The 21,307-nt window shown below is 69.3% G+C and carries 16 protein-coding genes; 9 read left to right on the top strand and 7 right to left on the bottom strand.

Going from position 1 to position 21,307, the window contains the following annotated elements:
• Nucleotides 1-143 precede the first annotated feature (143 nt).
• From D3869_RS14260 to topA, 4 genes are all read left to right on the top strand, one after another.
• Nucleotides 144-1,091, top strand: a complete 948-nt coding sequence (locus D3869_RS14260) for a response regulator transcription factor (protein WP_247895850.1) — start codon at nt 144-146, stop codon at nt 1,089-1,091.
• A gap of 162 nt (nt 1,092-1,253) precedes the next feature.
• Nucleotides 1,254-2,426, top strand: a complete 1,173-nt coding sequence (locus tag D3869_RS14255; RefSeq protein ID WP_137140688.1) for a helix-turn-helix domain-containing protein — start codon at nt 1,254-1,256, stop codon at nt 2,424-2,426.
• Nucleotides 2,427-2,511: 85 nt separating this feature from the next.
• Nucleotides 2,512-3,633, top strand: a complete 1,122-nt coding sequence (dprA, locus tag D3869_RS14250; protein WP_137140687.1) for a DNA-processing protein DprA — start codon at nt 2,512-2,514, stop codon at nt 3,631-3,633.
• Between the two features lie 53 nt (nt 3,634-3,686).
• The gene (gene topA / locus D3869_RS14245; RefSeq protein ID WP_137140686.1) at nt 3,687-6,530 is read left to right on the top strand and encodes a type I DNA topoisomerase; all 2,844 of its coding nucleotides are present in this window, start codon (nt 3,687-3,689) and stop codon (nt 6,528-6,530) included.
• A 161-nt stretch (nt 6,531-6,691) separates the two neighbouring features.
• Here topA and D3869_RS14240 read toward each other — a convergent pair whose 3' ends face one another.
• The gene (locus tag D3869_RS14240) at nt 6,692-7,363 is read right to left on the bottom strand and encodes a TIGR02117 family protein (RefSeq protein ID WP_137140685.1); all 672 of its coding nucleotides are present in this window, start codon (nt 7,361-7,363) and stop codon (nt 6,692-6,694) included.
• Nucleotides 7,364-7,488: 125 nt separating this feature from the next.
• Here D3869_RS14240 and rnr point away from each other — a divergent pair, with 125 nt between their 5' ends.
• From rnr to rpmG, 3 genes are all read left to right on the top strand, one after another.
• Nucleotides 7,489-9,786: a ribonuclease R gene (gene rnr / locus D3869_RS14235; RefSeq protein ID WP_137140684.1), complete on the top strand. Its 2,298-nt coding sequence runs from the start codon at nt 7,489-7,491 to the stop codon at nt 9,784-9,786.
• 215 nt (nt 9,787-10,001) lie between these two features.
• A complete protein-coding gene (locus tag D3869_RS14230; RefSeq protein ID WP_137140683.1) occupies nt 10,002-11,528 on the top strand; it encodes a S41 family peptidase in 1,527 nt (508 codons plus the stop codon).
• Nucleotides 11,529-11,689: 161 nt separating this feature from the next.
• The gene (gene rpmG / locus D3869_RS14225) at nt 11,690-11,857 is read left to right on the top strand and encodes a 50S ribosomal protein L33 (protein WP_012974790.1); all 168 of its coding nucleotides are present in this window, start codon (nt 11,690-11,692) and stop codon (nt 11,855-11,857) included.
• A gap of 153 nt (nt 11,858-12,010) precedes the next feature.
• Here rpmG and D3869_RS14220 read toward each other — a convergent pair whose 3' ends face one another.
• The 5 genes from D3869_RS14220 to D3869_RS14200 all read right to left on the bottom strand — a co-directional run bounded on the left by D3869_RS14220 (nt 12,011) and on the right by D3869_RS14200 (nt 17,872).
• Entirely contained in the window at nt 12,011-13,408 is a 1,398-nt protein-coding gene (locus tag D3869_RS14220) for a PleD family two-component system response regulator (protein WP_137140682.1), read from the bottom strand.
• Between the two features lie 27 nt (nt 13,409-13,435).
• Nucleotides 13,436-13,813 carry a response regulator gene (locus tag D3869_RS14215; protein WP_137140681.1) on the bottom strand — a complete coding sequence of 126 codons (378 nt, stop codon included), beginning with the start codon at nt 13,811-13,813 and terminating at the stop codon, nt 13,436-13,438.
• A gap of 186 nt (nt 13,814-13,999) precedes the next feature.
• On the bottom strand, nt 14,000-15,733 hold the full coding sequence (locus D3869_RS14210) for an ATP-binding protein (RefSeq protein WP_282190177.1): 1,734 nt from the start codon (nt 15,731-15,733) through the stop codon (nt 14,000-14,002).
• 110 nt (nt 15,734-15,843) lie between these two features.
• On the bottom strand, nt 15,844-16,638 hold the full coding sequence (locus D3869_RS14205; protein WP_137140680.1) for a GGDEF domain-containing protein: 795 nt from the start codon (nt 16,636-16,638) through the stop codon (nt 15,844-15,846).
• Between the two features lie 247 nt (nt 16,639-16,885).
• The gene (locus D3869_RS14200; protein WP_137140679.1) at nt 16,886-17,872 is read right to left on the bottom strand and encodes a 2-hydroxyacid dehydrogenase; all 987 of its coding nucleotides are present in this window, start codon (nt 17,870-17,872) and stop codon (nt 16,886-16,888) included.
• A 105-nt stretch (nt 17,873-17,977) separates the two neighbouring features.
• Between D3869_RS14200 and D3869_RS14195 the strand changes: the two genes are divergently transcribed.
• Together D3869_RS14195 and D3869_RS14190 are read left to right on the top strand one after the other, a co-directional pair.
• Nucleotides 17,978-18,856: a cell envelope integrity EipB family protein gene (locus tag D3869_RS14195; RefSeq protein WP_247895848.1), complete on the top strand. Its 879-nt coding sequence runs from the start codon at nt 17,978-17,980 to the stop codon at nt 18,854-18,856.
• A gap of 171 nt (nt 18,857-19,027) precedes the next feature.
• Nucleotides 19,028-19,225: a hypothetical protein gene (locus tag D3869_RS14190; RefSeq protein ID WP_247877053.1), complete on the top strand. Its 198-nt coding sequence runs from the start codon at nt 19,028-19,030 to the stop codon at nt 19,223-19,225.
• 127 nt (nt 19,226-19,352) lie between these two features.
• Here the strand turns inward: D3869_RS14190 and aspS are convergent, their stop codons facing one another.
• On the bottom strand, nt 19,353-21,182 hold the full coding sequence (gene aspS, locus D3869_RS14185) for an aspartate--tRNA ligase (protein ID WP_040134395.1): 1,830 nt from the start codon (nt 21,180-21,182) through the stop codon (nt 19,353-19,355).
• Between the last annotated feature and the right edge of the window lie 125 nt (nt 21,183-21,307).

Below are 21,307 nucleotides of genomic sequence, written 5' to 3'. Positions count from 1 at the left end.
GAATTTTGAGTCATTTTTTGATCGCTCTGTTTTGGACCATGATTGCATCCATGATGGTTTGCTTTGCGTGGTAATCCTTATGCACAGCATTCCATGCACCCAACGGGGGAAGGGCTTCGATGCGAATCGAGTTGGAGCGACCCTTGGCGTGGCCGGTGCGTCCGGTCCAGACCAGCGCCGGCCTTCATGTGTCGGCGACGTCCATCCTGATCGCCTGCGCGGACCGCGCGCTGGGCATCGGCATGCACGACGCCTTCGAACGCAACGGCCATCGCATCCACGTGACCCACGACCCCATCGCGGCGCTCGACACGCTGGAGGCGGACGGCAGCATCGGCATCGTCGCGGTGGAACTGGCCCTGCCCCATTTCGACGGGCTGGCGCTGGTCGAGCGGATGCGCAAGAGCGTGCAGCGGCATCTCCAGGTCATCGTCGTCGCGCCCAACGCCACGGCGGCGGACGTCGTCCGCGCCATGCATCTGCGCGCGGCGGATTTCGTCAGCGACCCGCAGGACGGCAGCCAGCTCCACGGGGCGCTCGCCCGCGCCCTGGCGGCCCATCAGGCGGCGGCCCCGCTGCCCGCCCCGCCCCCGCCCGCCGGCAACGGCGAGTTGCATGGGGCGCTGGAGGACGCCTACCGCCACGGCCTCGCCCTCATCGAGGCGGTGAAGGCGCTGCGCGAAGGCCAGCCGACGCTGGCCGCCCCCGCCCCCGCGCGCCCCGCCCCGACGCCGGTCCCCGCCGCGGCGGGGGAGAACCGGCGCCTGGCGGTGTTGCGGACGCTCCAGCAATCCCGCGTCGCCCGCGACAAATATTTTCCGAAGGGTCTGTTCGAGGACCCCTGCTGGGACATGCTGCTGGACCTGATGGCCAACCATCTGCGCGGGCGGCGGATTTCCGTGTCGTCGCTGTGCATGGCCTCCGGCGTAGCCCAGACCACGGCGCTGCGGCGGATCACCGAGCTGCACGACCGCGGGCTGGTGCGCCGGATCGCCGACGAGAAGGACGGCCGCCGCGTCTTCATCGAGCTGACCGAGCAGGGGATCGCCGCCCTGTCCGGCTATGTCGAGCATATCCAGGAATTGACCTGACCGGCAGGAATTGACCCGACCGGATCGGCGCGAATTGGCCCGGTCCGGCGGGTTTCCCGCCCAGACTGCTTCAACCGGGACCCGTCCCGGATCGACAGCGCGCCCCGAAAGCGGCCAACATCGCGGTAAGGAACGCCCTGCGCGCAGGACGGCGGAGACCCGATGGCCGACCAGAAACTGAAGGATGTGATCGTCGTCGCGACCCCCACCGAGGGGATCGGCCCGACATCCTCCCTGCCCACGCGCCCGGCGACTCCCAGCGAGGAACCGGACCGCCAGCGCATGGCCGAACGGCTGCGCGCCCAGGGCTGGAGCTACCGCCGCATCGCGGAGGAGCTTCAGGTCTCCTACATCCTGGTGTCGCGCTGGCTGGGGGGTGACGGCGCCACGCCCAGCGGTCCGCGGACATCCGCCGCCGTCGCCACGCCCTCCCCGCCGCCGCCGGCACCCGGCGGGACGCGGACGGCCAAGGCGACCAAGGCCGCGAAGGCGGCGGCCACCGCAGCGGCCGCCAACGCCGACGAGGATGTTCTGGCGCTCCAGTTCCGCGCCTTCGAACAGTATGTGCGCGAGGTCATCGACGCGATGGAGACGCGGCACGAGTCGCTTCTCCAACGCCAGGAGGAGCTGATCCAGGCGCTCGACACGGAACGCGCCGCCGCCCGCCGGCGGGAGGAGGAACTGCTCGCCACCCTCGACCAGGAGCGCCAGCGCTGGAACGAGGCCGAGGATCGCTTCCGCGAGGAGCTTGAGCGCTTCAAGGCGGAGATGCGCCGCGGCCAGGGCGCGGCGAGCGCGGTCGCCGTTGCCGCCACGGCCCTCGGCGGCGCCGACGAAGAGGAGGAGGAAGAATCCTCGGATTTCTCCGCCTTCAGCTTCGACGACGATGACGATGACGATGAGGCCAAGGACGACGACGAAGCGGGCGGGAGTGACGCCAACGCCTTCAACTTCGACGAGGACGAGAACGAGGACGAGGACGGCGGCGATCCCTTCAGCTTCGACACCGACGACACGGAGGAGAAGGCCGAAGACGACACGGCCGAAGCGGCCGACAACTCCGACGACGACGGCGACCCCTTCAGCTTCGACGATGACGAAGCGGAGGAGCCATCAAAGGACGACTCCGAAGACAAGGATGCGGAACCGGACGAGGACCCGTTCTCTTTCGACACCGACGACGAGACGGAGGAGCCCAAGGCCGAAGCCGAGGCCGGCGCGGCAAAGGCCGATGCGGAGGACGATCCCTTCTCCTTCGACGACGAGCCGGAGCCGGAGCCGGAATCGGAGGCTCCGCCGAAGAAGAAGGGGCTCTTCGGCTTCTGGCGCAAATGACCGCCATGCCGAGACGTTGAGAAGAGCGCCGACGCACACGTTTGCGTGTTGATCGCGCCCCGCCGCCGGTTGTATGAAATGGTCCATGATTCAACCGCGCCGCACCCTGTCCGCCGCCGAGCGGTTCGACTGGCTCCGACTCATTCGAACCGAGAATGTCGGGCCGATCACCTTTCACCGCCTTCTGGAACGGTTCGGCGGGGCCGGCGCCGCGCTGGAGGCGCTGCCCGACCTCGCCCGGCGCGGCGGGCGGACCAAGCCGCTGCGCATCGCGCCGAAGGCGGACATCGACCGCGAGTTGGCCGCCAACGACCGCATCGGCGCCCGCCTCCTCTGCTCCTGCGAGCCCGACTATCCGGAGCCGTTGGCGGCGCTGGACGACGCGCCACCGGTGGTGTCGGTCCTCGGCCACCCGCATCTGCTGCAACGGCGCGCGGTGGCGCTGGTCGGGGCGCGCAACGCCTCGATGAACGGCAAGAAATTCGCCGAACGGCTGGCGCGGGAGTTGGGCGAGGCCGGGCTGCTCGTCGTCTCCGGGCTGGCGCGCGGGATCGACACGGCGGCCCATGCCGGGGCGCTCGGCAGCGGAACCGCGGCGGTGGTGGCGGGCGGCGCCGACGTCGTCTACCCGCCGGAGAACGAGAGACTCTACCGCGACATAGTGCAGCAGGGGGTGGTGATCGCGGAAAGTCCCGTCGGGACCACGCCGCAGGCCCGCCATTTCCCGCGCCGCAACCGGCTGATCTCCGGCCTGTCGCTGGGGGTTCTGGTGGTGGAGGCGGCGCTGCGCTCCGGCTCCCTCATCACCGCGCGCATGGCGCTGGAACAGGGGCGGGAGGTGATGGCGGTGCCCGGCTCCCCGCTCGACCCGCGCTGCCAGGGCACCAACAATCTGCTGCGTCAGGGGGCTGCCTTGGTGGAGGGGGTGGACGACGTGCTGCGGGCGCTGGACAACCTGTCGCCGCCGACCCTGCGGGAGCGCCAGGGCGACCTGTTCGCCCAACCCCGCCCCGCCGTTCCGTCCGAGGCGGACCTTGAATCGGCGCGCGCCGTCATCCTGGAAAACCTCGGTCACACACCGGTTGCCATTGACGAACTCGTCCGCGGGTGCCAATTGTCCGCTCCGGTGGTGTTGACCGTGGTGCTGGAACTTGAGCTTGCGGGCCGTGTCCAGCGCCAGCCTGGGAATCAGGTGAACCTGATCTGATCCCGATCCGCACCGCCGGTGTATGGGATAGGCACTTTCAGGGGCGCGGACTCTTGCCGGGCAGCAACGTCGTCATCGTCGAATCGCCGGCCAAGGCGAAAACCATCAACAAATACCTTGGCTCGGACTACACCGTGGTCGCCAGCTTCGGCCATGTGCGCGACCTTCCGGCGCGCGACGGATCGGTGCGTCCGGACGAGGACTTCGCCATGGACTGGGAGCTGGGCGACCGCTCCAAGCGCCACATCGACGAGATCGCCAAGGCGGTCAAAGGGGCCGAACGCGTCTATCTCGCAACCGACCCGGATCGCGAAGGGGAAGCCATCGCCTGGCACCTGTCGGAGCTGCTGCGTGAAAAGCGGCTGATCGACGAGTCCAAGGTCCAGCGCATCACCTTCAACGAGATCACCAAGACCGCCGTCCAGGCCGCGTTGGAGGCCCCGCGCGACGTGTCGCGGGAGCTGGTGGACGCCTATCTGGCGCGCCGCGCCCTCGACTATCTGGTGGGCTTCACCCTGTCGCCGGTGCTGTGGCGCAAGCTGCCGGGCTCCCGCTCGGCGGGCCGCGTGCAGTCGGTGGCGCTGCGCCTGATCTGCGAGCGCGAGTCGGAGATCGAGGTCTTCAAGCCGCAGGAATACTGGACCATCGAGGTGGGCTTCGCCACGCCGGGCGGCGCCTCCTTCACGGCCCAGCTCACCCAGCTCGACGGCAAGCGGCTCGACAAGTTCGCCCTGCCCGCCCGCGAGGCGGCGGAGGCCGCGGTGGCGCGCATCAGCCCGCAGGCCTTCTCGGTCGCGACGGTGGAGCGCAAGCAGAGCCGCCGCAACCCCTCCCCGCCCTTCACCACCTCGACCCTGCAGCAGGAGGCCTCCCGCAAGCTGGGCTTCGGCGCCACCCGGACCATGCGCACCGCCCAGCGGCTCTATGAAGGGGTGGACATCGGCGGCGAGACGGTCGGCCTGATCACCTACATGCGAACCGACGGCGTCAGCCTGTCGCAGGAGGCCATCGAGGGCGCCCGCAACCTGATCGGTTCCCATTGGGGCGAGCGCTACGTCCCGGCGCAGCCGCGCGTCTACAAGACCGCCGCCAAGAACGCCCAGGAAGCGCACGAGGCCATCCGACCGACCGACCTGTTCCGCCGCCCGGAGGAGGTCGCCTCCTACCTGGAAGGCGACGAGCTGCGGCTGTACGAGCTGATCTGGAAGCGCACGCTGGCCAGCCAGATGGAAAGCGCGGTGCTGGATCAGGTGGCGGTGGACATCGCCTCGCCGTCCAAGGACGTCGTGCTGCGGGCCACCGGCTCGGTCGTGGTGTTCGACGGCTTCCTCAAGGTCTATCAGGAGGACCGCGACGACGGCGCCGCCGACGACGACCAGGAGCGCCGCCTGCCGGCCATGGAGCAGGGCGACGCCCTCGCCCGCGGCGACATCAGTCCGGAACAGCATTTCACCCAGCCGCCGCCCCGCTACACCGAGGCGAGCCTGGTCAAGAAGCTGGAGGAGCTGGGCATCGGACGCCCGTCCACCTACGCCTCCATCCTCCAGGTGCTCCAGGACCGCAACTACGTGCGGCTAGACAAGCGGCGCTTCATTCCGGAAGACCGCGGCCGTCTGGTCACCGCCTTCCTGAAGAACTTCTTCAACCGGTACGTCGAGTACAACTTCACGGCCGACCTGGAGAACAAGCTCGACGAGATCTCCGACGGGCGGATCGACTGGAAGACCGTGCTGCGCGACTTCTGGCGCGCTTTCCACGTCGCGGTGGACGGAACCAAGGACCTGACCATCACCCAGGTCCTCACCACGCTGGACGAGGAGCTGGGGCCGCACTTCTTCCCGACCAACGCCGACAGCGACACGCCGGGCCACGACCCGCGCGTCTGCCCGGTGTGCGGCCAGGGCCGGCTCGGCCTCAAGCTCGGCAAGATGGGCGCCTTCATCGGCTGCTCGCGTTATCCGGAATGCCGCTACACCCGCCCGCTCGCCGTCGCCAACGACGAAAACGGCGAGGCGCAGGAAGGCCCGCGCGAGCTGGGCAACGACCCGGAAACCGGCCTGCCGGTGACCGTGCGGCGCGGCCCCTATGGCGCCTACATCCAGCTTGGCCCGCCCCCGGTGGCCGCCGCCCCGGCCGAGGCCGTGGTTGAGGAAGCCCCCGCCGACGGCAAGAAGACCAAGGGCAAGAAGAAGGTAAAGGTCGAGGCGCCGAAGCCCAAGCGCGTCTCCCTGCCCAAGGGCATGGCCGCCGCCGACGTGGACCTCGACACGGCGCTGAAGCTGCTGGCCCTGCCGCGCAGCGTCGGCAACCATCCGGAGACCGGCGAGGACATCAGCGCCGGCATCGGCCGCTTCGGCCCCTACCTGAAGCACGGCAGCGTCTACAAGTCGCTGACGCCCGACGACGACGTGCTGACCATCGGCATCAACCGCGCGGTCGACCTGCTGGCCGGCGCCGCCAAGAAGGCGTCCGCCCCCGCCAAGACGCTGGGCGACCATCCGAAGACCGGCAAGCCGGTGACCACCGGCGCGGGCCGCTTCGGTCCCTACGTCAAGCACGGCTCCGTCTACGCCTCCATCCCCAAGGGCACGGAGCCGGACAGCGTGACGCTGGAACAGGCCCTGGAGCTTCTGGAGGCCAAGGCCGCCAAGGACGCCGCCAAGAAGGGCAAGGCCCCGAAGGACGCCGAACCAGCGGCGGCCGAAGGTGCCGAGGCGCCCGCGAAGGCGGAGAAGGCGACCAAGGCCAAGGCGTCCGCCACGAAGAAGGAACCGGCCAAAAAGGACGCGGTGAAGAAGGCGGCTCCGAAAAAGGCGGCCGCCAAGAAGGCCGACAGCGCCGAAGCCGACAAGACCGACGCCGGCGAGGAAAAGCCCGCCGCCCGCAAGCGGGCTTGATTACCCCCTCTCCCGTCCCGGGAGAGGGTGCCCGCAAAGCGGGCGGGTGAGGGTCGAGCGAGAATCAATAAACTGCCCCTTGGCGACACCCTCACCCTTCCCACGCTTCGCGTGGGCCCCTTCCCTCTCCCGGGGCGGGAGAGGGGGAGAAAACGCGCTCCCTACCGCACCCAGCGCATGACGCCGTCCTCGAACGGCGTCCAGGCGCCCATGGTCACTCCGGCGGCGCGCAGGGCCTTGCCGGTCCATTCGTTGCACGTCTCGACCGGGCTGTAATGGCCGACCGCCTCGTAGAAGAGGTCGGTCGCGCCGTAGCCGCTGCCCGGCAGGGGCATCACCCGCCCCGCCCCGTCCCGGCGGAAGCTGCCGCGCACGAACGCCGTCAGGGCACCGTACTGCCCCGCACCCAGCACCAGCGCCCCGCAATCCGGGCTCCCCGCCGGGCGATGCAGCGCGTGGACATGCATCACCGACGGCCCGCGGCCGAACAGGGCGGACAGCGCTGTGGACAGCCGCAGGTCCGACCATTGGCGGGTTTCCAGATAAAAGGCTTGGTCGCCCCAGCCGAAGGAACGGTGGCTTGCCTGGGGACCGGCGCCGGGAAAATCGCCGTCCGGCAGGTCCACGGTCCAGTCGACGGCCGCCGTGACGGCGGGAAGCACCAGATCGGTGTGGACTCCGTTGGTGCAGACGAAGACCTCCACGCCCTCCCGCACGGCCGGCTGCCCCTCCACCGCGAGGCGGGACAGGAGAAAGGCGGCGAGCAGGTGGGCTCCGGCCGCAAGCGCCGGAACGGCCAGCGCCAGCGCCACCCCGATCCGTACAACCCTCATGGATGCGCTCCCGCCACGCTTGGCACGGTTCTGGCGCGTCTTTGTGGCGGAGCCATGGCGCGGCGGTTGGATTCCCCGCGCCCAGGGCTTACTTAAACGGTCCACTCTCCACGGCACGGACTCCCTTGACCGACATCCCCCGCCGCCCCGGCAGCTTTCCCGGAGGCTTTCCCGACAAGGACACGGTCCTCTCCTTCATCCGCAGCAGCGCGACTCCGGTCGGCAAGCGCGAGATCGCGCGCGCCTTCAAACTGTCGGGCAGCGACGACCGGGAACGGCTGAAGGACCTGCTGAAGGAACTGGAGGCCGACGGCGCCGTGGAGCGCGGGCGCAACAAGCGCGTCGCCCCGCCGCAGTCGCTGCCGGAGGTCGCCGTGCTGGAGGTGACCGGCGCCGATGCGGACGGCGAGGTCACCGCCCGCCCGGTCACCTGGACCGGCGAGGGCACCCCGCCGCGCATCTTCCTGATGCCGGAGCGGAAGGGCCATCCCACGCTGGGGGCGGGCGACCGGGTGCTGGCGAAGCTCAGCCGCATCAACGACCGGCTGTACGAGGCGCGCACCATCCGCCGGCTGGACGGCACGGTGGGCCGCGTTCTCGGCGTCTATTACCCCGCGGCGGACGGCGGGCGCATCGTCCCCACCGACAAGCGCAACAAGACCGAGCTGCTGGTCCTGCCGGCCAACCGCAACGACGCCGAACCGGGCGAGCTGGTGCTGGCCGACCTGCTGCCCGCCGCCCGGATGGGCTTGCCGCAGGCCCGCGTCGCGGAGCGGCTGGGCCACACGGCGGAGCCGCGCGCCGTCAGCCTGATCGCCGTCCACACCCATGGGCTGCCCACCGAGTTCCCGCCCGCCGCCCTGCGCGAGGCGTCGCACGCCGCCGTGCCCTCCCTGACAGGACGCACCGACCTGCGCGACCTGCCGCTGGTGACCATCGACGGCGCCGACGCCCGCGACTTCGACGACGCGGTGTGGGCGGAGCCGGACCCCGATCCGGCGAACGAAGGCGGCTGGCACCTGCTGGTCGCCATCGCCGACGTGGCCTTCTACGTGCGTCCCAATTCGGCGCTGGACGGGGCGGCCTATGAGCGCGGCAACTCCGTCTATTTCCCCGACCGCGTCGTGCCGATGCTGCCGGAGGCGCTGTCCAACGACCTCTGCTCGCTGCGCCCCCACGAGGATCGCGCCTGCGTCGCGGCGCATTTGTGGATCGACCGCAACGGCGCGCTGCTGCGTCACCGCTTCGTGCGCGGTCTGATGCGCTCCGCCGCGCGGCTGACCTACGAGCAGGTGCAGGCGGCCCGCGACGGGGCCGCGGACGAGGCGGTGGCGCCGCTGCTTGAGACGGTCATCGCTCCGCTCTACGGCGCCTACGCCTGCCTGTGGGCGGCCCGGCAGCGGCGCGGCACGCTGGAGCTGGACCTGCCGGAACGGCGCGTCCGGCTGGACGGGCGCGGGCGGGTGGCGGAGATCGCGCCGCGCGAGCGCCTCGACAGCCACCGGCTGATCGAGGAATTCATGATCTGCGCCAACGTCGCGGCGGCGGACAGCCTGGAGCGGGCGGGCATGCCCGGCCTGTTCCGCGTGCACGACCAGCCGTCGCTCGACAAGCAGGAGTCGCTGCGCGAGTTCCTGACCGGCATCGGCTATGCGCTGCCGCGGGTGCCCCGGCTGACTCCGGCGCATTTCACCGCGATCCTCGACCGCGCCGCCGGCACGGCGGAGTCGCAGCTGGTCAGCGAGGTGATCCTGCGCAGCCAGTCGCAGGCCGAATACAGCCCGGAGAACATCGGCCACTTCGGCCTGTCGCTCGACCGCTACGCTCACTTCACCTCGCCGATCCGCCGCTACGCCGACCTGATCGTCCATCGCGCGCTGATCCGCGCGCACGGGCTGGGGCCGGGCGGGCTGGACGATGCGGCCATGGCCGGGCTGACCGACATCGGCGAGCACATCTCGATGACAGAGCGCCGTGCTGCCACGGCCGAGCGCGACGCCATCGACCGCTTCACCGCCGCCTTCCTGGCCGACCGTGTGGGCGCCCTGTTCACCGGGCGGATTTCGGGGGTCACCCGCTTCGGTCTGTTCATCCGGCTCGACGAGAACGGGGCGGACGGGCTGATCCCCGCCAGCACCCTGCCCGACGACCAGTATGAGCATGACGAGCGCGCCCACGCCCTGGTCGGCCAGCGCACCGGCCGCAGCTACCGGCTGGGCGCCGCGGTGAAGGTGGTGCTGATGGAGGCCGATCCGCTGACCGGCAGCACCCTGTTCGCCCTGCCCCGCGCCGAGGGGGATTTCTCCGGGGATTCCGTTGGGGGCACCAATCATCCGTTGCAATCCAGCCACCCTGATCACCCCCCGCGAAACGCCCGTTTCGCGGGACGCGCGACCCAGAAGCAACGGAAGCGTGGCCGCTGAGTCACAGTGGTGGACATTCCACGACAAAGAGTCTTGCCCCCGTCTTTTGTCCCGCCAGCCCACATTTCTGAAGTGCTATTCCTTATCCGTTCGAATCCGGTGGGCAACCATCCGGGTCCGCCTGTGGGAAAGGAGGCCGCGTACGGCGCGCCATGGGCATACGGAAACGAGGAATTTCGCCGCGCGGGCGTCTTTCGGTCCCGCTCGCGGCCGCCATGCTCGCGGTCGGCCTCGGAAGCCTTGGCGGGGCGCTGCCCCGTCCGGCCGAAGCCGCCGCGACCGAAGCCGCCTTCATCAGCGAACAGGTCTTCGCCGTCGCGTACGGCAAGATCGCCGAGGTGTATCTGCAGCAGGTCGATTTCGGCCGTCTCGGGCTGGACGGCCTTAAGGGCCTCGCAACCATCGACCCGACCGCCCGCGCCGAGCGTCAGGGCAACACCGTACGTCTGTACGTGTCCGGAAGCCTGATCGGCGAGTACGCCGCGCCGTCCCTGTCCGATGCCGCCGGCTGGGCCGCACTGACCACCAAGGCGGTGGAGCGCGCCCGCCTTTATTCGCCCACCCTCTATCAGGCGGTGCCCGAGCGGGTCTATCAGGTCGTCCTCGATTCCGTGATGTCGGACCTCGACGGTTATTCCCGCTACACCGGCACCCAGCGCGCCACCAGCGAGCGCGCCCAGCGCGAGGGCTATGGCGGGATCGGCCTGTCGCTGGAAACGGCGAACGGGCGCACCCTGATCCGCAACGTGCTGCCGCGCAGCCCGGCCGACCGCGCCGGCATCCGCAGCGGCGACCAGCTTCTCGCCATCGACGGCGACCTGACCGCGCGCCTGAGCGAATCGGACATGCGCGACCGCCTGCGCGGCCCGACCGGGACCATGGTCCTGCTCACCGTGGCGCGCGACAACAACCCGCCGCGCCGCGCCCCCCTCCGCCGCGAGCGCGTGGTTCCCAACACCGTGAACGCCAGCGTGTCCGAACAGGTCGGCGTGCTCAAGGTGGACCGTTTCAACGCCGCCACCGCCTCCAACCTGCGCGACGCCGTCCTCGGCACGCGGCAGAGCATGGGCAAGGGCCTGCGCGGCTTCGTGCTCGACCTGCGCGGCAACCCCGGCGGCCTGCTCGACCAAGCGGTCGCCGTGGCCGACCTGTTCATCGCCCAGGGCAAGATCATCACGACCGAGGGCCGCCACCCCGACAGCCGCCAGCGCTTCGAAGCCGGTCCCGACGACATCGCCGAGGGGATGCCGCTGGTGGTTCTGGTGGACGGGCGCTCCGCCTCCTCCGCCGAGGTGGTGGCCGCCGCCCTTCAGGACTCGGGCCGCGCGGTGGTGGTCGGCGCCTCCTCCTACGGCAAGGGCAGCGTCCAGACGGTGACCCGCCTGCCCAACGACGGCGAGTTGTTCCTGACCTGGAGCCGCATCTACACGCCCGCCGGCTACACCCTGCATCGCCAGGGCGTGCAGCCGACGGTCTGCACCAGCCGCACCGGCCAGGACGACCCCGTCGCCCTGCTGTCCGACCTGCGCGACGGCCGGGCGCGCCCGATGACCCAGTTCGCCGGCTGGCGCGCCCGTGCCGCCGACGACGAGGAGGCGCTGACCCGCCTGCGCGAGGCCTGCCCCTGGAAGGAGCATGAGCCGGAACTGGATCTGAAAGTGGCGCTGCGCCTTCTTGCCGAACCGGCGCTTTATCAGCGCGCGGTCGCCCTGTCCTCGACCAACACCGTGGCGGAGCGCTGAGTCGTTTTCCGCCCCGATTTGCAGGCGAAAAAAGGACTCGGATCCGCGCTTCTTGGCACTTTACAAAGGCTTGACATCGCGGCTGTAGCGGGTATCTTCCCCCGCTACGACGCCGCCCCGCCGGGCTGGCGGGTCACGGATTTTTAGTCGGGATTGAGATCATGGCGAAGCAGAACACCGTCCTCATCAAGCTGGTGAGCACGGCCGACACCGGCTTCTTCTACGTGAAGAAGAAGAACCCGAAGAAGACCACCGAGAAGCTGTCGTTCCGCAAGTACGACCCGGTGGCTCGCAAGCACGTCGAGTTCAAGGAAGCCAAGATCAAGTAAGGTTTCCCCGGGACTACCGGAATCAGAAAGGCCGCCTTTCGGCGGCCTTTTGCTTGTCTAGACCTTTGCTTGTCTGGCCCTTTGCTTGTGCGGGGAGCCCCTGCTTCGCGGGGAAGCCCCGGAAGATCCCGGCGGGGATCAGCCCGGCCCCGGTCAGGGCGACTGCAGGGCGTTGGCGCGGGGGTCGGCGACGCTGCGGTTGCGCCCGGAGCGCTTGGCCTCGTAGAGCGCCTCGTCGGCCCGGCGGATCAGCCCTTCGGCGGTGTCGCCGAGCCGGCCGCCGGCCGCGACGCCGATGGACACGGTGACCGGGATCTCGCCGGCATCGGCGCTCACCTTGAACAGCGTGTCGGCGATGCGGGTGCGCAACCGCTCCGCCACCGACAGCGCCGCTTCGGCGTCGGTGTCCGGCAGGATCACCACGAACTCCTCGCCGCCGAGCCGCGCCACCAGATCGAAGGTGCGCAGGTTGCGGCTGGCGCGATTGGACACCTCTTTGAGAACCTCGTCGCCCACGGTGTGGCCGTAGCTGTCGTTGACCACCTTGAAATGGTCGATGTCGAACAGCAGGATCGCCACCGGCTTGTGGTTGTCGATCGCCCGCTCCAGCAGCCGCGGCAGGTGGGCGTTGATGTAGCGGCGGTTGAAGACCCCCGTCAGGCTGTCGGTCAGGGCCATGGACAGGCTCTGCTCGTAGTTCGCCCGCAGCCGCTCCTGATAGCGCTTGCGGCGGATCTGGGTGCGCGCGCGGGCCAGAAGCTCGTTCCGGTCGATCGGCTTGATGACGTAATCGTTGGCGCCCAGTTCCAGCCCCTTGGCGACCCGGTTCAGGTCGCCCTCCTCCTCCACGAGCAGGATCGGCACCTGGCGCGTGCGCTCGTGGGAGCGGAGCTGGGAGCACAGGCGCAGCCCGTCCTCGTTCATCAGGGTCAGGCTGATCACCACGAGATCCAGATCGTCGCTCAGCGCGCGCTCCAGCGCCGTGGCGCAGGTCGCGGCGGACATGACATGGCCATGGTCGCGCTGCAGCGTCTCGGCGATCTTGGCCAGATCGAGCCGTGAATCATCCAGCACCAGGATGCGGGCGCCCTCGAAGGATTCGCTGTGCAGCGTGCCGGTCGGCTCCAGGACCCCGAACTGGCCGGAGGTGGTCTCGCGCAGCCGCCATTCGTCCATCATCATCTTCAGGCGGACGAGCGAGCGCACCCGCGCGAACAGGGCCACGTCGTTGACCGGCTTGGTCAGGAAGTCGTCGGCTCCGGCCTCCAGCCCGCGCACGCGATCGGCGCCGTCGGACAGGGCGGTGACCATCACCACCGGGATGTGCATGGTCGCGGGGTCGGAGCGGATCTTCTCACAGACCTCGAATCCGTCCATGCCGGGCATCATGACGTCGAGCAGCACGATGTCCGGCGACTCCCGCCGGACCGCTTCCAACGCCTCGGGGCCGTTGCTGGCGGTGATGACGTTGAAATACTCGCGCGTCAGCTTCGCCGCGAGCAGCTTCACGTTCGGAAGGACATCATCGACGACGAGAACGCGAGCGGACATGGAGCGTGCGACCGATCCCGTAAAAGGTTAGCGAAGGAACTTCTGAACGGCTTGCAGGAACTTCGTCACCGAAATCGGCTTGGCGATGTAGTCCTCGCAGCCGCCCTCCCGGATCTTCTCCTCGTCCCCCTTCATCGCGAAGGCGGTCACCGCGATGATCGGAATGCTTGCCAGTTCGGGATCATCCTTGATCCAGCGCGTGACCTCCAGCCCCGACACCTCGGGCAGCTGGATGTCCATCAGGATCAGGTCGGGCCGGTGCTCCCGCGCGATGGACAGGGCATCCATCCCGTTGCGGGTCTGAAGCGTCGCGTAGCCGTGCGCTTCCAGCAGATCGTGGAAGAGCTTCATGTTCAGCTCGTTGTCCTCGACGATCAGGACACGCTTCACGGTTCGGTCGTCCATCGGCGCCTTCTTGGGGCTGTTCGGTTCCGCAGGCGTCGTGCCACCCGCGCTCCGGCTTGCAGCGACCACACCCGGAAAGACCGGTATATCCCGTTCACTGTTCCGCCGCGACGGTTAAATTGTCGTTAGCGATGCCCTTCGCGGCCCGCCACATCCCGAGAAGTCCCAGGAATTCCACGGTTTCCATCACGCGATCACCCGCTCCGCCGGGAAATGGAGATCGATCCGCGTGCCTTGCCCCGGCACGCTGTTCAACACCAGCCGCCCGCCATGGGCTTCCACCAGGGACCGCACGATGGGCAGGCCCAAACCGGTTCCGGCGCCGCCGCGGATGCGCTCTCCCGGCACTTGGCGGAAGGGTTCCAGGACGATGGGGCGGTGTTCCTCCGGGATGCCGATCCCGGTGTCGATCACCGCGATGCGCAGCCCGGTCCCGGTCCGCTCCGTCGTGCGCGTCACGTCGATGGTGACCCGACCGCCGGCCGGGGTGAACTTCACGGCGTTGGACAACAGGTTCAGAAGGATCTGCCGCAGCGAACGACGGTCCGCGCGCAGGCGCGGCAGCGGACGGGGGAACTGCGCGTCGAAGGTCAGCCCGGCGGAGGACAGCGCCAGTTCCTGAAGGGCGTAGACCTCGCCCACCAGCACCGCGACGTCCACCTCCTCGTCGTTCAGGTCGATATGGCCGGCCTCGATCTTCGACAGATCCAGCACATCGTTGATGAGTTCAAGGAGATGCGTGCCGGAGGCGCGGATGTTGCCGATGCAGTCGCGCTGCCGGTCGGTCAGCGGGCCGGTGCCCGGATGCAGCAGAAAATCGGAATAGCCGATGATGACGTTGAGCGGGGTGCGAAGCTCGTGGCTCATGCCCGTCAGGAAGTCGGACTTGGCCCGGCTCGCCTCCGCTTGGCGCGCCGCGTGGGCGGCCCGGCGCTCCCTGTCCATCGCGCGTTCGGCGCCGTCCAGCATGAGGCCGAGCGCGTCGGCGGCCATGGCGGCCAGCATCCGGACCGACGGCGGCATCCCCTGGGGCCGTCGGCGGTGGCCGGAAATCACGCCCCACGTCTTGCCGCCATGGATGATCGGCACGGTCAGGGCCGCCCCGGCTCCCATGCGCCGCAGGAACTCCCGGCGCGCCGGAGGCGGGCTGCGAAGATGCGCGTGGGCCAGATCGGGCGGCGGAACCGCCGCGTCGACGCGCAGGAGAGGAACCGGTTCGGCCCAATGGTCGAGGACCACGCGCAACCGCGGAAATCCGTCCGGCCCACGGTCGAAGGCGCTCGCCGGCAAGGTCGCGCCGGGACGGATCTCCGAAGCGGCGTGACTCCAGTCCGGCGCCTCGTCCCTCGCCACGACCTCCCCGTTGCCGGACTCGTCGAAACGGCAGACGATCACGCGGTCCATGCCGGTGAGCCGGCGGACGGTCTGGGCGGTGTGGGCCGCCATGGCCTCCATCGCCGCGACGCCGCGCAGGGACGCGATCCCCGGCAGCAGGCCGGCCGGCGCCGCCGTGGCGGGCCAGCGCTCGACGCCGGCGGGCGGCCTTTCCACCTCAAGGATCACCTGCCCGCCGTGCTCGTGCAGGAAGGCCGGCAGCGGCAGGCCTCCCGGCGGCGTGACGGACGCGTGCACCCCCAGCGCCCGCAGGCCCGGCGGCAGAGCGCGCAGTTTCGTCAGCAGATCCGCAAGCTCGGGGAGGCCAAGCACCCCCACGCTGCGGCCGAGCAGCCGTTCCGGGGCCAGGCCGAGGAAATCCGCGCTGTTGGCGCTGCAGGCCTGGATCGTCTCGCCGTCGCCGTTCAGCGCCACGAGAGCACCGTGAGGCTGTATCCCACCGGGCGGCCTTGCGGCCGGCCCGCTGATCGCGGACGGGGATGTGAAGGGATTCGGACGACCCGAAGACGTGTTCAGGACAGGCACCTTTGCGACGGAAAGGTGCAGATGCTGCGGTGGGATCGGCCATCCGGTCAAGCCCGGCCTGGGGGGTGCGACAGGCTGCCCGATGCCATTGTTCCGCAGCGGCGCCCGGTTCAGGCGATGGTCCGCCGGTTCGCCGCGCAGTGACCGGGCGGGTTCCCCACCTTGCGCCCCGCGGAGCGCGGGCGGCGCCCGGCCTTGTTGCTGTACATGCGGGAATCGGCAAGGCGCATCACCTCCTCCTCCCGGTCGTCGGCACCGTAGGATTGCACCCCGAACGAGAAGCGGATCGGCAGGTCGGCGTTGTTCCACCGCACGCTGCGGCGCCCCGCCGCTACGGCGATCTGGCGGGCACGGAGGTCGCCGCAAGCCGCGTCGGTTTTGGTCAGCAACAGGGCGAACTCGTCGCCGCCCAGCCGGGCCACCACATCCTCCTCTCGGACCGACCCGACGAGCAACCGCGCGACCTGCCGCAGATAGGCGTCGCCGGCCATGTGTCCATGGGTGTCGTTGATTCGCTTGAAGCCGTCCAGATCGATGATGACCAGCACGCCGCCGCCCTTCCCGCTTCCCTTGGCGCCCTGCCGCCGCGCGGCGGCGATCTCGCGCCGGAAATGGCTGAAGAAGCCGCGGCGGTTCAGCAGGCCGGTCAGCTCGTCCGTCATGGACAGGCTTTCCAGATAGGCGATCCGGTCACGCTGTTCGGCGATGGTCGCGCGGGCCTCGGCGAGCTGGCTCTCCAGGGATGACGCCTCGAGGGCCACGGACACCGCCGAATGGGCGATGCGGGAGCCACGCAACGGCGGCATCCGCAACAGCCGGTCGTGTGCCCCGCGGTCGAAAGGCCGTCCGTCGTGATGCTCGGCGGCGAGGGCGTCCGAATCCTGGGTGGTCACGACGGCGCTCATGGGCTTTCTCCACATGATCGGCACTGGCTGCGCTGAACATAAGCAATCGCCGTGCCATATGAGGATATCCAGACGCCTAGGCCTTTCGTCCCGGCAACTTCTGCCGGGCAAGGCCGCTCCCAGGCAGAAATTGCCGGGAGAACAGCTCATTGCGGAAAATTTTATCTATTTTTGATTTATTTTCTATTTTGAACCGTTTCCGAACAAACGGCCTGTCCGGCTCCCGACAGGCCCGCTTGCGGCGACGTCAGACCACGCGGTCCGGCGGCGCCGCCCCGGCGAAGAATGCGTCCAGGTTGTCGAGCGCCTTGAAGCCCATGGCGTTGCGCGTTTCCACCGTGGCGCTGCCCAGATGCGGCAACAGGAAGGCGTTCTCCAATCGGCGGTAGCCGGGGTGCAGGTTCGGCTCGTTCTCGAACACATCCAGCCCCGCGGCGGCCAGCCGCCCGGAGGCCAGGGCGGCGATCAGCGCCTCGTCGTCGACGACGGAGCCGCGGGCGGTGTTGACCACGATGGCGCCCGGCGGCAGGCGCTCGATCCGCCCGGCGTTCAGCCAGTGGGTGGTTTCCGGAGTCGCCGGGAAATGCAGCGACAGCACGTCGCAAACCGCCAGCATCGCCTCGGGGTCGGCGTGATAGACCGCCCCGGCCTCCTGCTCCGCGGGCAGACGGCGCCGGTTGGAATAGTGGATGGTCATGCCGAAGGCCCGCGCCCGCTGCGCCACCGCCTGCCCGATTCGGCCCATGCCGATGATGCCCAGCCGCTTGCCGCCCAGATGGGTGCCGAGGAGCTGGGTCGGCGTCCAGCCGGTCCAGGCACCGGCGCGGATCATCCGCTCCCCCTCCGAGGCGCGCCGCGCCGCGCCGAGCATCAGCAGAAGCGCGATGTCGGCGGTCGCGTCGGTCAGCACGTCCGGGGTGTTGGTGACGATCAGCCCGCGGGCCTTGGCCGAGTTGAGGTCGATGTGGTCGGTGCCGACCGAGAAGGTGGCGACGATCCGCACGCCCTCCGGCAAGGCCGCGATGGCCGCGGCGTCCAGCCGGTCCCCGGCGGTGCAGAGGATGCCGACGGCGCCGGTCTCCCCCGCCAGGGCGGCGATGTCGGCGCCGGACAGGGCGCGGTCCCGCGGGTTCAGCCGGGCGTCGAAATCGCGCGCGGCGCGGGCCTCCACCGCGTCGGGCAGGCGCCGGGTCACCAGGAGGACGGGCCGTGATGCGGGAGAGTCGCTGCGCATGTTTCTGTCCTCAGCCTTCCGTTTATTCGGGGGGTCGGGCCTTCCGCTCCGACGCCGAAACACCCATAATCCATCCGACGCTGCCAATCACCTGTGGATGTCGCTTTGCAGAACCGCCGCTCCGCCGCCCGCCTCGCCCTTTGCGCGACCTTCGGCGCGTTCCTGGTGTCCCTGACCGCCCTTCCCGCCGCCGGCCCGGCCCAGGCGGCCCCCGCCAACGCGGCCGGCGCGGCGGTGGGGGCGGCCGCCGGGGCGGCGGCGAACATCCTGCCGCACCGCGCCGTCTACAAGATGTCGCTGCAGTCCGCCCGTAACAGCTCCAAGGTCAGCGACGTGCGGGGCCGCATGCTGTTCGAATGGGCCGACGCCTGCGACGGCTGGACGACGGAGCAGCGTTTCCAGCTCCGCTTCGTCTACGCCGAGGGCGACGAGATGGCGATGATCACCAACTACACGACGTGGGAGGCCAAGGACGGCCAGCGCTACCGCTTCAACGTCCGCAAGCTGATCAACGGGGAGGAGGACGAGGAGGTGCGCGGCGACGCCCGGCTGGCCAAGGACGGCACCGGCACCGCGGCCTTCTCCAAGCCGGAGCCCCAGGACATGGAACTGCCCCCCAACACCATGTTCCCGACGGCCCACACGCTGGCGGTGCTCGACCACGCCAGCGCCGGCGACACCTTCTTCAACCGCGTCGTCTTCGACGGCGCCGATTCCGAGGGGGCGACCGAGGTGTCGACGGTCATCGGCGCGGCGGCGGCGATCAAGGAGGACGGCGCCGACCCGCTGCTGAAGGGCAAGAAGGCGTGGCCGGTGCGCATGGCCTTCTTCCCGCTGAAGAGCGATTCCGCCCAGCCCGAATATGAGATGAGCCTGCGCCTTCTGCAGAACGGCGTCGCCGAATCCATGCAGATCGACTACGGCGATTTCACCGTGAACGCCATCCTGGAGAAGGTGGAGGCGCTGCCGAAGTCGGGGTGCTGAGCGCAAAGGTCACAGGCTTTGGCGCAAATCGTTACAAATCAATTCGCCATATTTTGAGGAAACTGGCCTAAACTGTGCATGGTGCGCCCACGCCTCCGCGGATTCGTGGCGCGCACCGACAGCAGGATGAAGGGTTTCCCTATGGCCAAGAAGCAGGTTTTGGTGGGACAGGTGTTCCAGACCGTTGGCGCGACCAACGGGCGGTCCTGGCGCGTGCGGGAGACCGTGACCCTGTTCGGCATCCCACACGCCCGCGTGGTCAGCACGGAAGACGAGGGCGACGCGAAGACGCTGAGCTGCTTCGTCCTGGTCGACTCCAATTACTACCGCATGATCGGATCGGCCCCCGCCGGCAACGTCGCGGCCTGACGCGTTCCGCGTCTCGCCTTCGGTTTCCAACAAGAAAGCCCCCCGGCCTCGCGGACGGGGGGCTTTCTTGTTGGAAACCGTCCGCCCCTCCCCGCCGAAGCGGGAAGGAACGGCAGGTACCGGACCGTCAGGTGGCGGCCTTGGGCGCCTCGGCGGCGACCTTCGGCTTCGGCAGGTCCAGCTTCAGATGCAGTTCGCGCAGGCGCGCCTGATCCACCGGGGCCGGGGCCTGCATGAGCAGATCTTCCGCGCGCTGGTTCAGCGGGAAGGCGATGACCTCGCGGATGTTCGGCTCGTCGGCCAGCAGCATCACGATGCGGTCGATGCCCGGAGCCGAGCCGCCGTGCGGCGGGGCTCCCAGCTTGAAGGCGCTGAGCATGCCGCCGAAGCGGGCTTCCAGCTCCTCCGGCGGGTAACCGGCGATCTCGAACGCCTTGTACATCAGCTCCGGCAGATGGTTCCGGATGGCGCCCGACGACAGCTCCACGCCGTTGCAGACGATGTCGTACTGGTACGCCTTGATGTCCAGCGGGTTCATCGTGTTCAGCGCCTCCAGGCCGCCCTGCGGCATGGAGAAGGGGTTGTGGCTGAAGATGACCTTGTTGGTCTCCTCGTCCAGCTCGTACATCGGGAAGTCGACGATCCAGCAGAAACGGAAGGCGTTCTTCTCGATCAGGTCCAGCTCCTCGCCGATCTTCGTGCGGGCGAAGCCGGCCAGCTTGGCCGCCGGGCCGGGCTGGTCACAGACGAAGAAGACCGCGTCGCCGTCCTCCACGCCCGCCGCCGTACGCAGCTCGGCCTGGGCGGCCTCCGGCACGAACTTGGCGATCGGACCCTTGCCGCCCGCCGCCTCGAAGATGATGTAGCCGAGGCCCGGGGCGCCGAGGCCGCGCGCCCAGTCGTTCAGCTTGTCGAAGAAGCTGCGCGGCTTGTCGGACACCTTCGGGGCGCGGATGGCGCGGACCACGCCGCCCTTCTCCAGCGTCTGCTTGAAGGCGCGGAATTCCACGTCGTCGCGCTTGAAGACGGCGGTGACGTCGGTGATCTCCAGCGGGTTTCGCAGGTCCGGCTTGTCGTTGCCGTACTTCAGCATCGACTCCGCGAAGGAGATGCGGCGGAAGGGCGGCTTGTCGATGGCCGGCGGCGTCTCGCGGCGGAAACCGCCGAACTCGTCGAAGATGCCGTGCAGCACCGGCTCGATGGCGGCGAACACGTCCTCCTGGGTGACGAAGGACATCTCGAAGTCGAGCTGGTAGAACTCGCCCGGGCTGCGGTCGGCGCGGGCGTCCTCGTCGCGGAAGCAGGGGGCGATCTGGAAGTAGCGGTCGAACCCGGCGACCATCAGCAGCTGCTTGAACTGCTGCGGCGCCTGGGGCAGCGCGTAGAACTTGCCCGGATGGTTGCGGCTCGGCACCAGATAGTCGCGGGCACCCTCCGGCGAGGAGGCGGTCAGGATCGGCGTCTGGAACTCGGTGAAGCCCTGGTCGATCATGCGGCGGCGCGCCGACGCGATGACTCGCGAGCGCAGCAGGATGTTCTCGTGGATGCGCTCGCGGCGCAGGTCGAGGAAGCGGTAGCGCAGGCGCACGTCCTCGCCGGCGTCGGTGTCCTGGTTGACCTGCAGCGGGATCTGCTCCGCCTCGCCCTGCACCGTCAGCTCGGCGATCTGCACCTCGATGCGGCCGGTCGGCAGACGGTCGTTGATGGTCTCCGCCGTGCGCTTGACCACCTTGCCGGTCACGGTGATGACCGATTCCAGCTTCAGCCGCTCCGCCGCCTGGAAGGCCGGGTTGGAGGTGTCGACCACGCACTGCGTCAGGCCGTAATGGTCGCGCAGGTCGATGAACAGGAGCTGTCCATGGTCGCGCTTGCGGTTGATCCAGCCCGACAGGCGGACAATCTGACCGGCGTTCTCTTCGCGAAGCTGGCCGCAGGTGTGCGTGCGGTAGGGGTGCATGGGTCGAAACACCTTGGAAAAGGTCGGAATCCTGCGCGGAAAGGCGGCCCGACACACCACACCGACAGCGCGGGAATGTCAAGTCGCCATCCGCGTCCGCTGCACGCTGGGAGAGTTGCCGAAGG

Origin of the sequence: Azospirillum brasilense, from assembly GCF_005222205.1 — a bacterium.
Lineage (GTDB): Bacteria > Pseudomonadota > Alphaproteobacteria > Azospirillales > Azospirillaceae > Azospirillum > Azospirillum brasilense_G.
The sequence above is the reverse complement of the archived record's forward strand: the minus strand, read 5'-3'. Positions and strand labels throughout refer to the sequence as shown.

Coding starts and splice junctions, on each gene's coding strand:
- rpmG (WP_012974790.1), top strand. CDS start 11,690: ATGGCGAAGCAGAACACCGTCCTCATCAAGCTGGTGAGCACGGCCGAC.
- D3869_RS14205 (WP_137140680.1), bottom strand. CDS start 16,638: ATGAGCGCCGTCGTGACCACCCAGGATTCGGACGCCCTCGCCGCCGAG.
- D3869_RS14200 (WP_137140679.1), bottom strand. CDS start 17,872: ATGCGCAGCGACTCTCCCGCATCACGGCCCGTCCTCCTGGTGACCCGG.
- aspS (WP_040134395.1), bottom strand. CDS start 21,182: ATGCACCCCTACCGCACGCACACCTGCGGCCAGCTTCGCGAAGAGAAC.
- D3869_RS14220 (WP_137140682.1), bottom strand. CDS start 13,408: ATGTCCGCTCGCGTTCTCGTCGTCGATGATGTCCTTCCGAACGTGAAG.
- dprA (WP_137140687.1), top strand. CDS start 2,512: ATGATTCAACCGCGCCGCACCCTGTCCGCCGCCGAGCGGTTCGACTGG.
- D3869_RS14230 (WP_137140683.1), top strand. CDS start 10,002: ATGCTCGCGGTCGGCCTCGGAAGCCTTGGCGGGGCGCTGCCCCGTCCG.
- D3869_RS14255 (WP_137140688.1), top strand. CDS start 1,254: ATGGCCGACCAGAAACTGAAGGATGTGATCGTCGTCGCGACCCCCACC.
- D3869_RS14240 (WP_137140685.1), bottom strand. CDS start 7,363: ATGAGGGTTGTACGGATCGGGGTGGCGCTGGCGCTGGCCGTTCCGGCG.
- D3869_RS14215 (WP_137140681.1), bottom strand. CDS start 13,813: ATGGACGACCGAACCGTGAAGCGTGTCCTGATCGTCGAGGACAACGAG.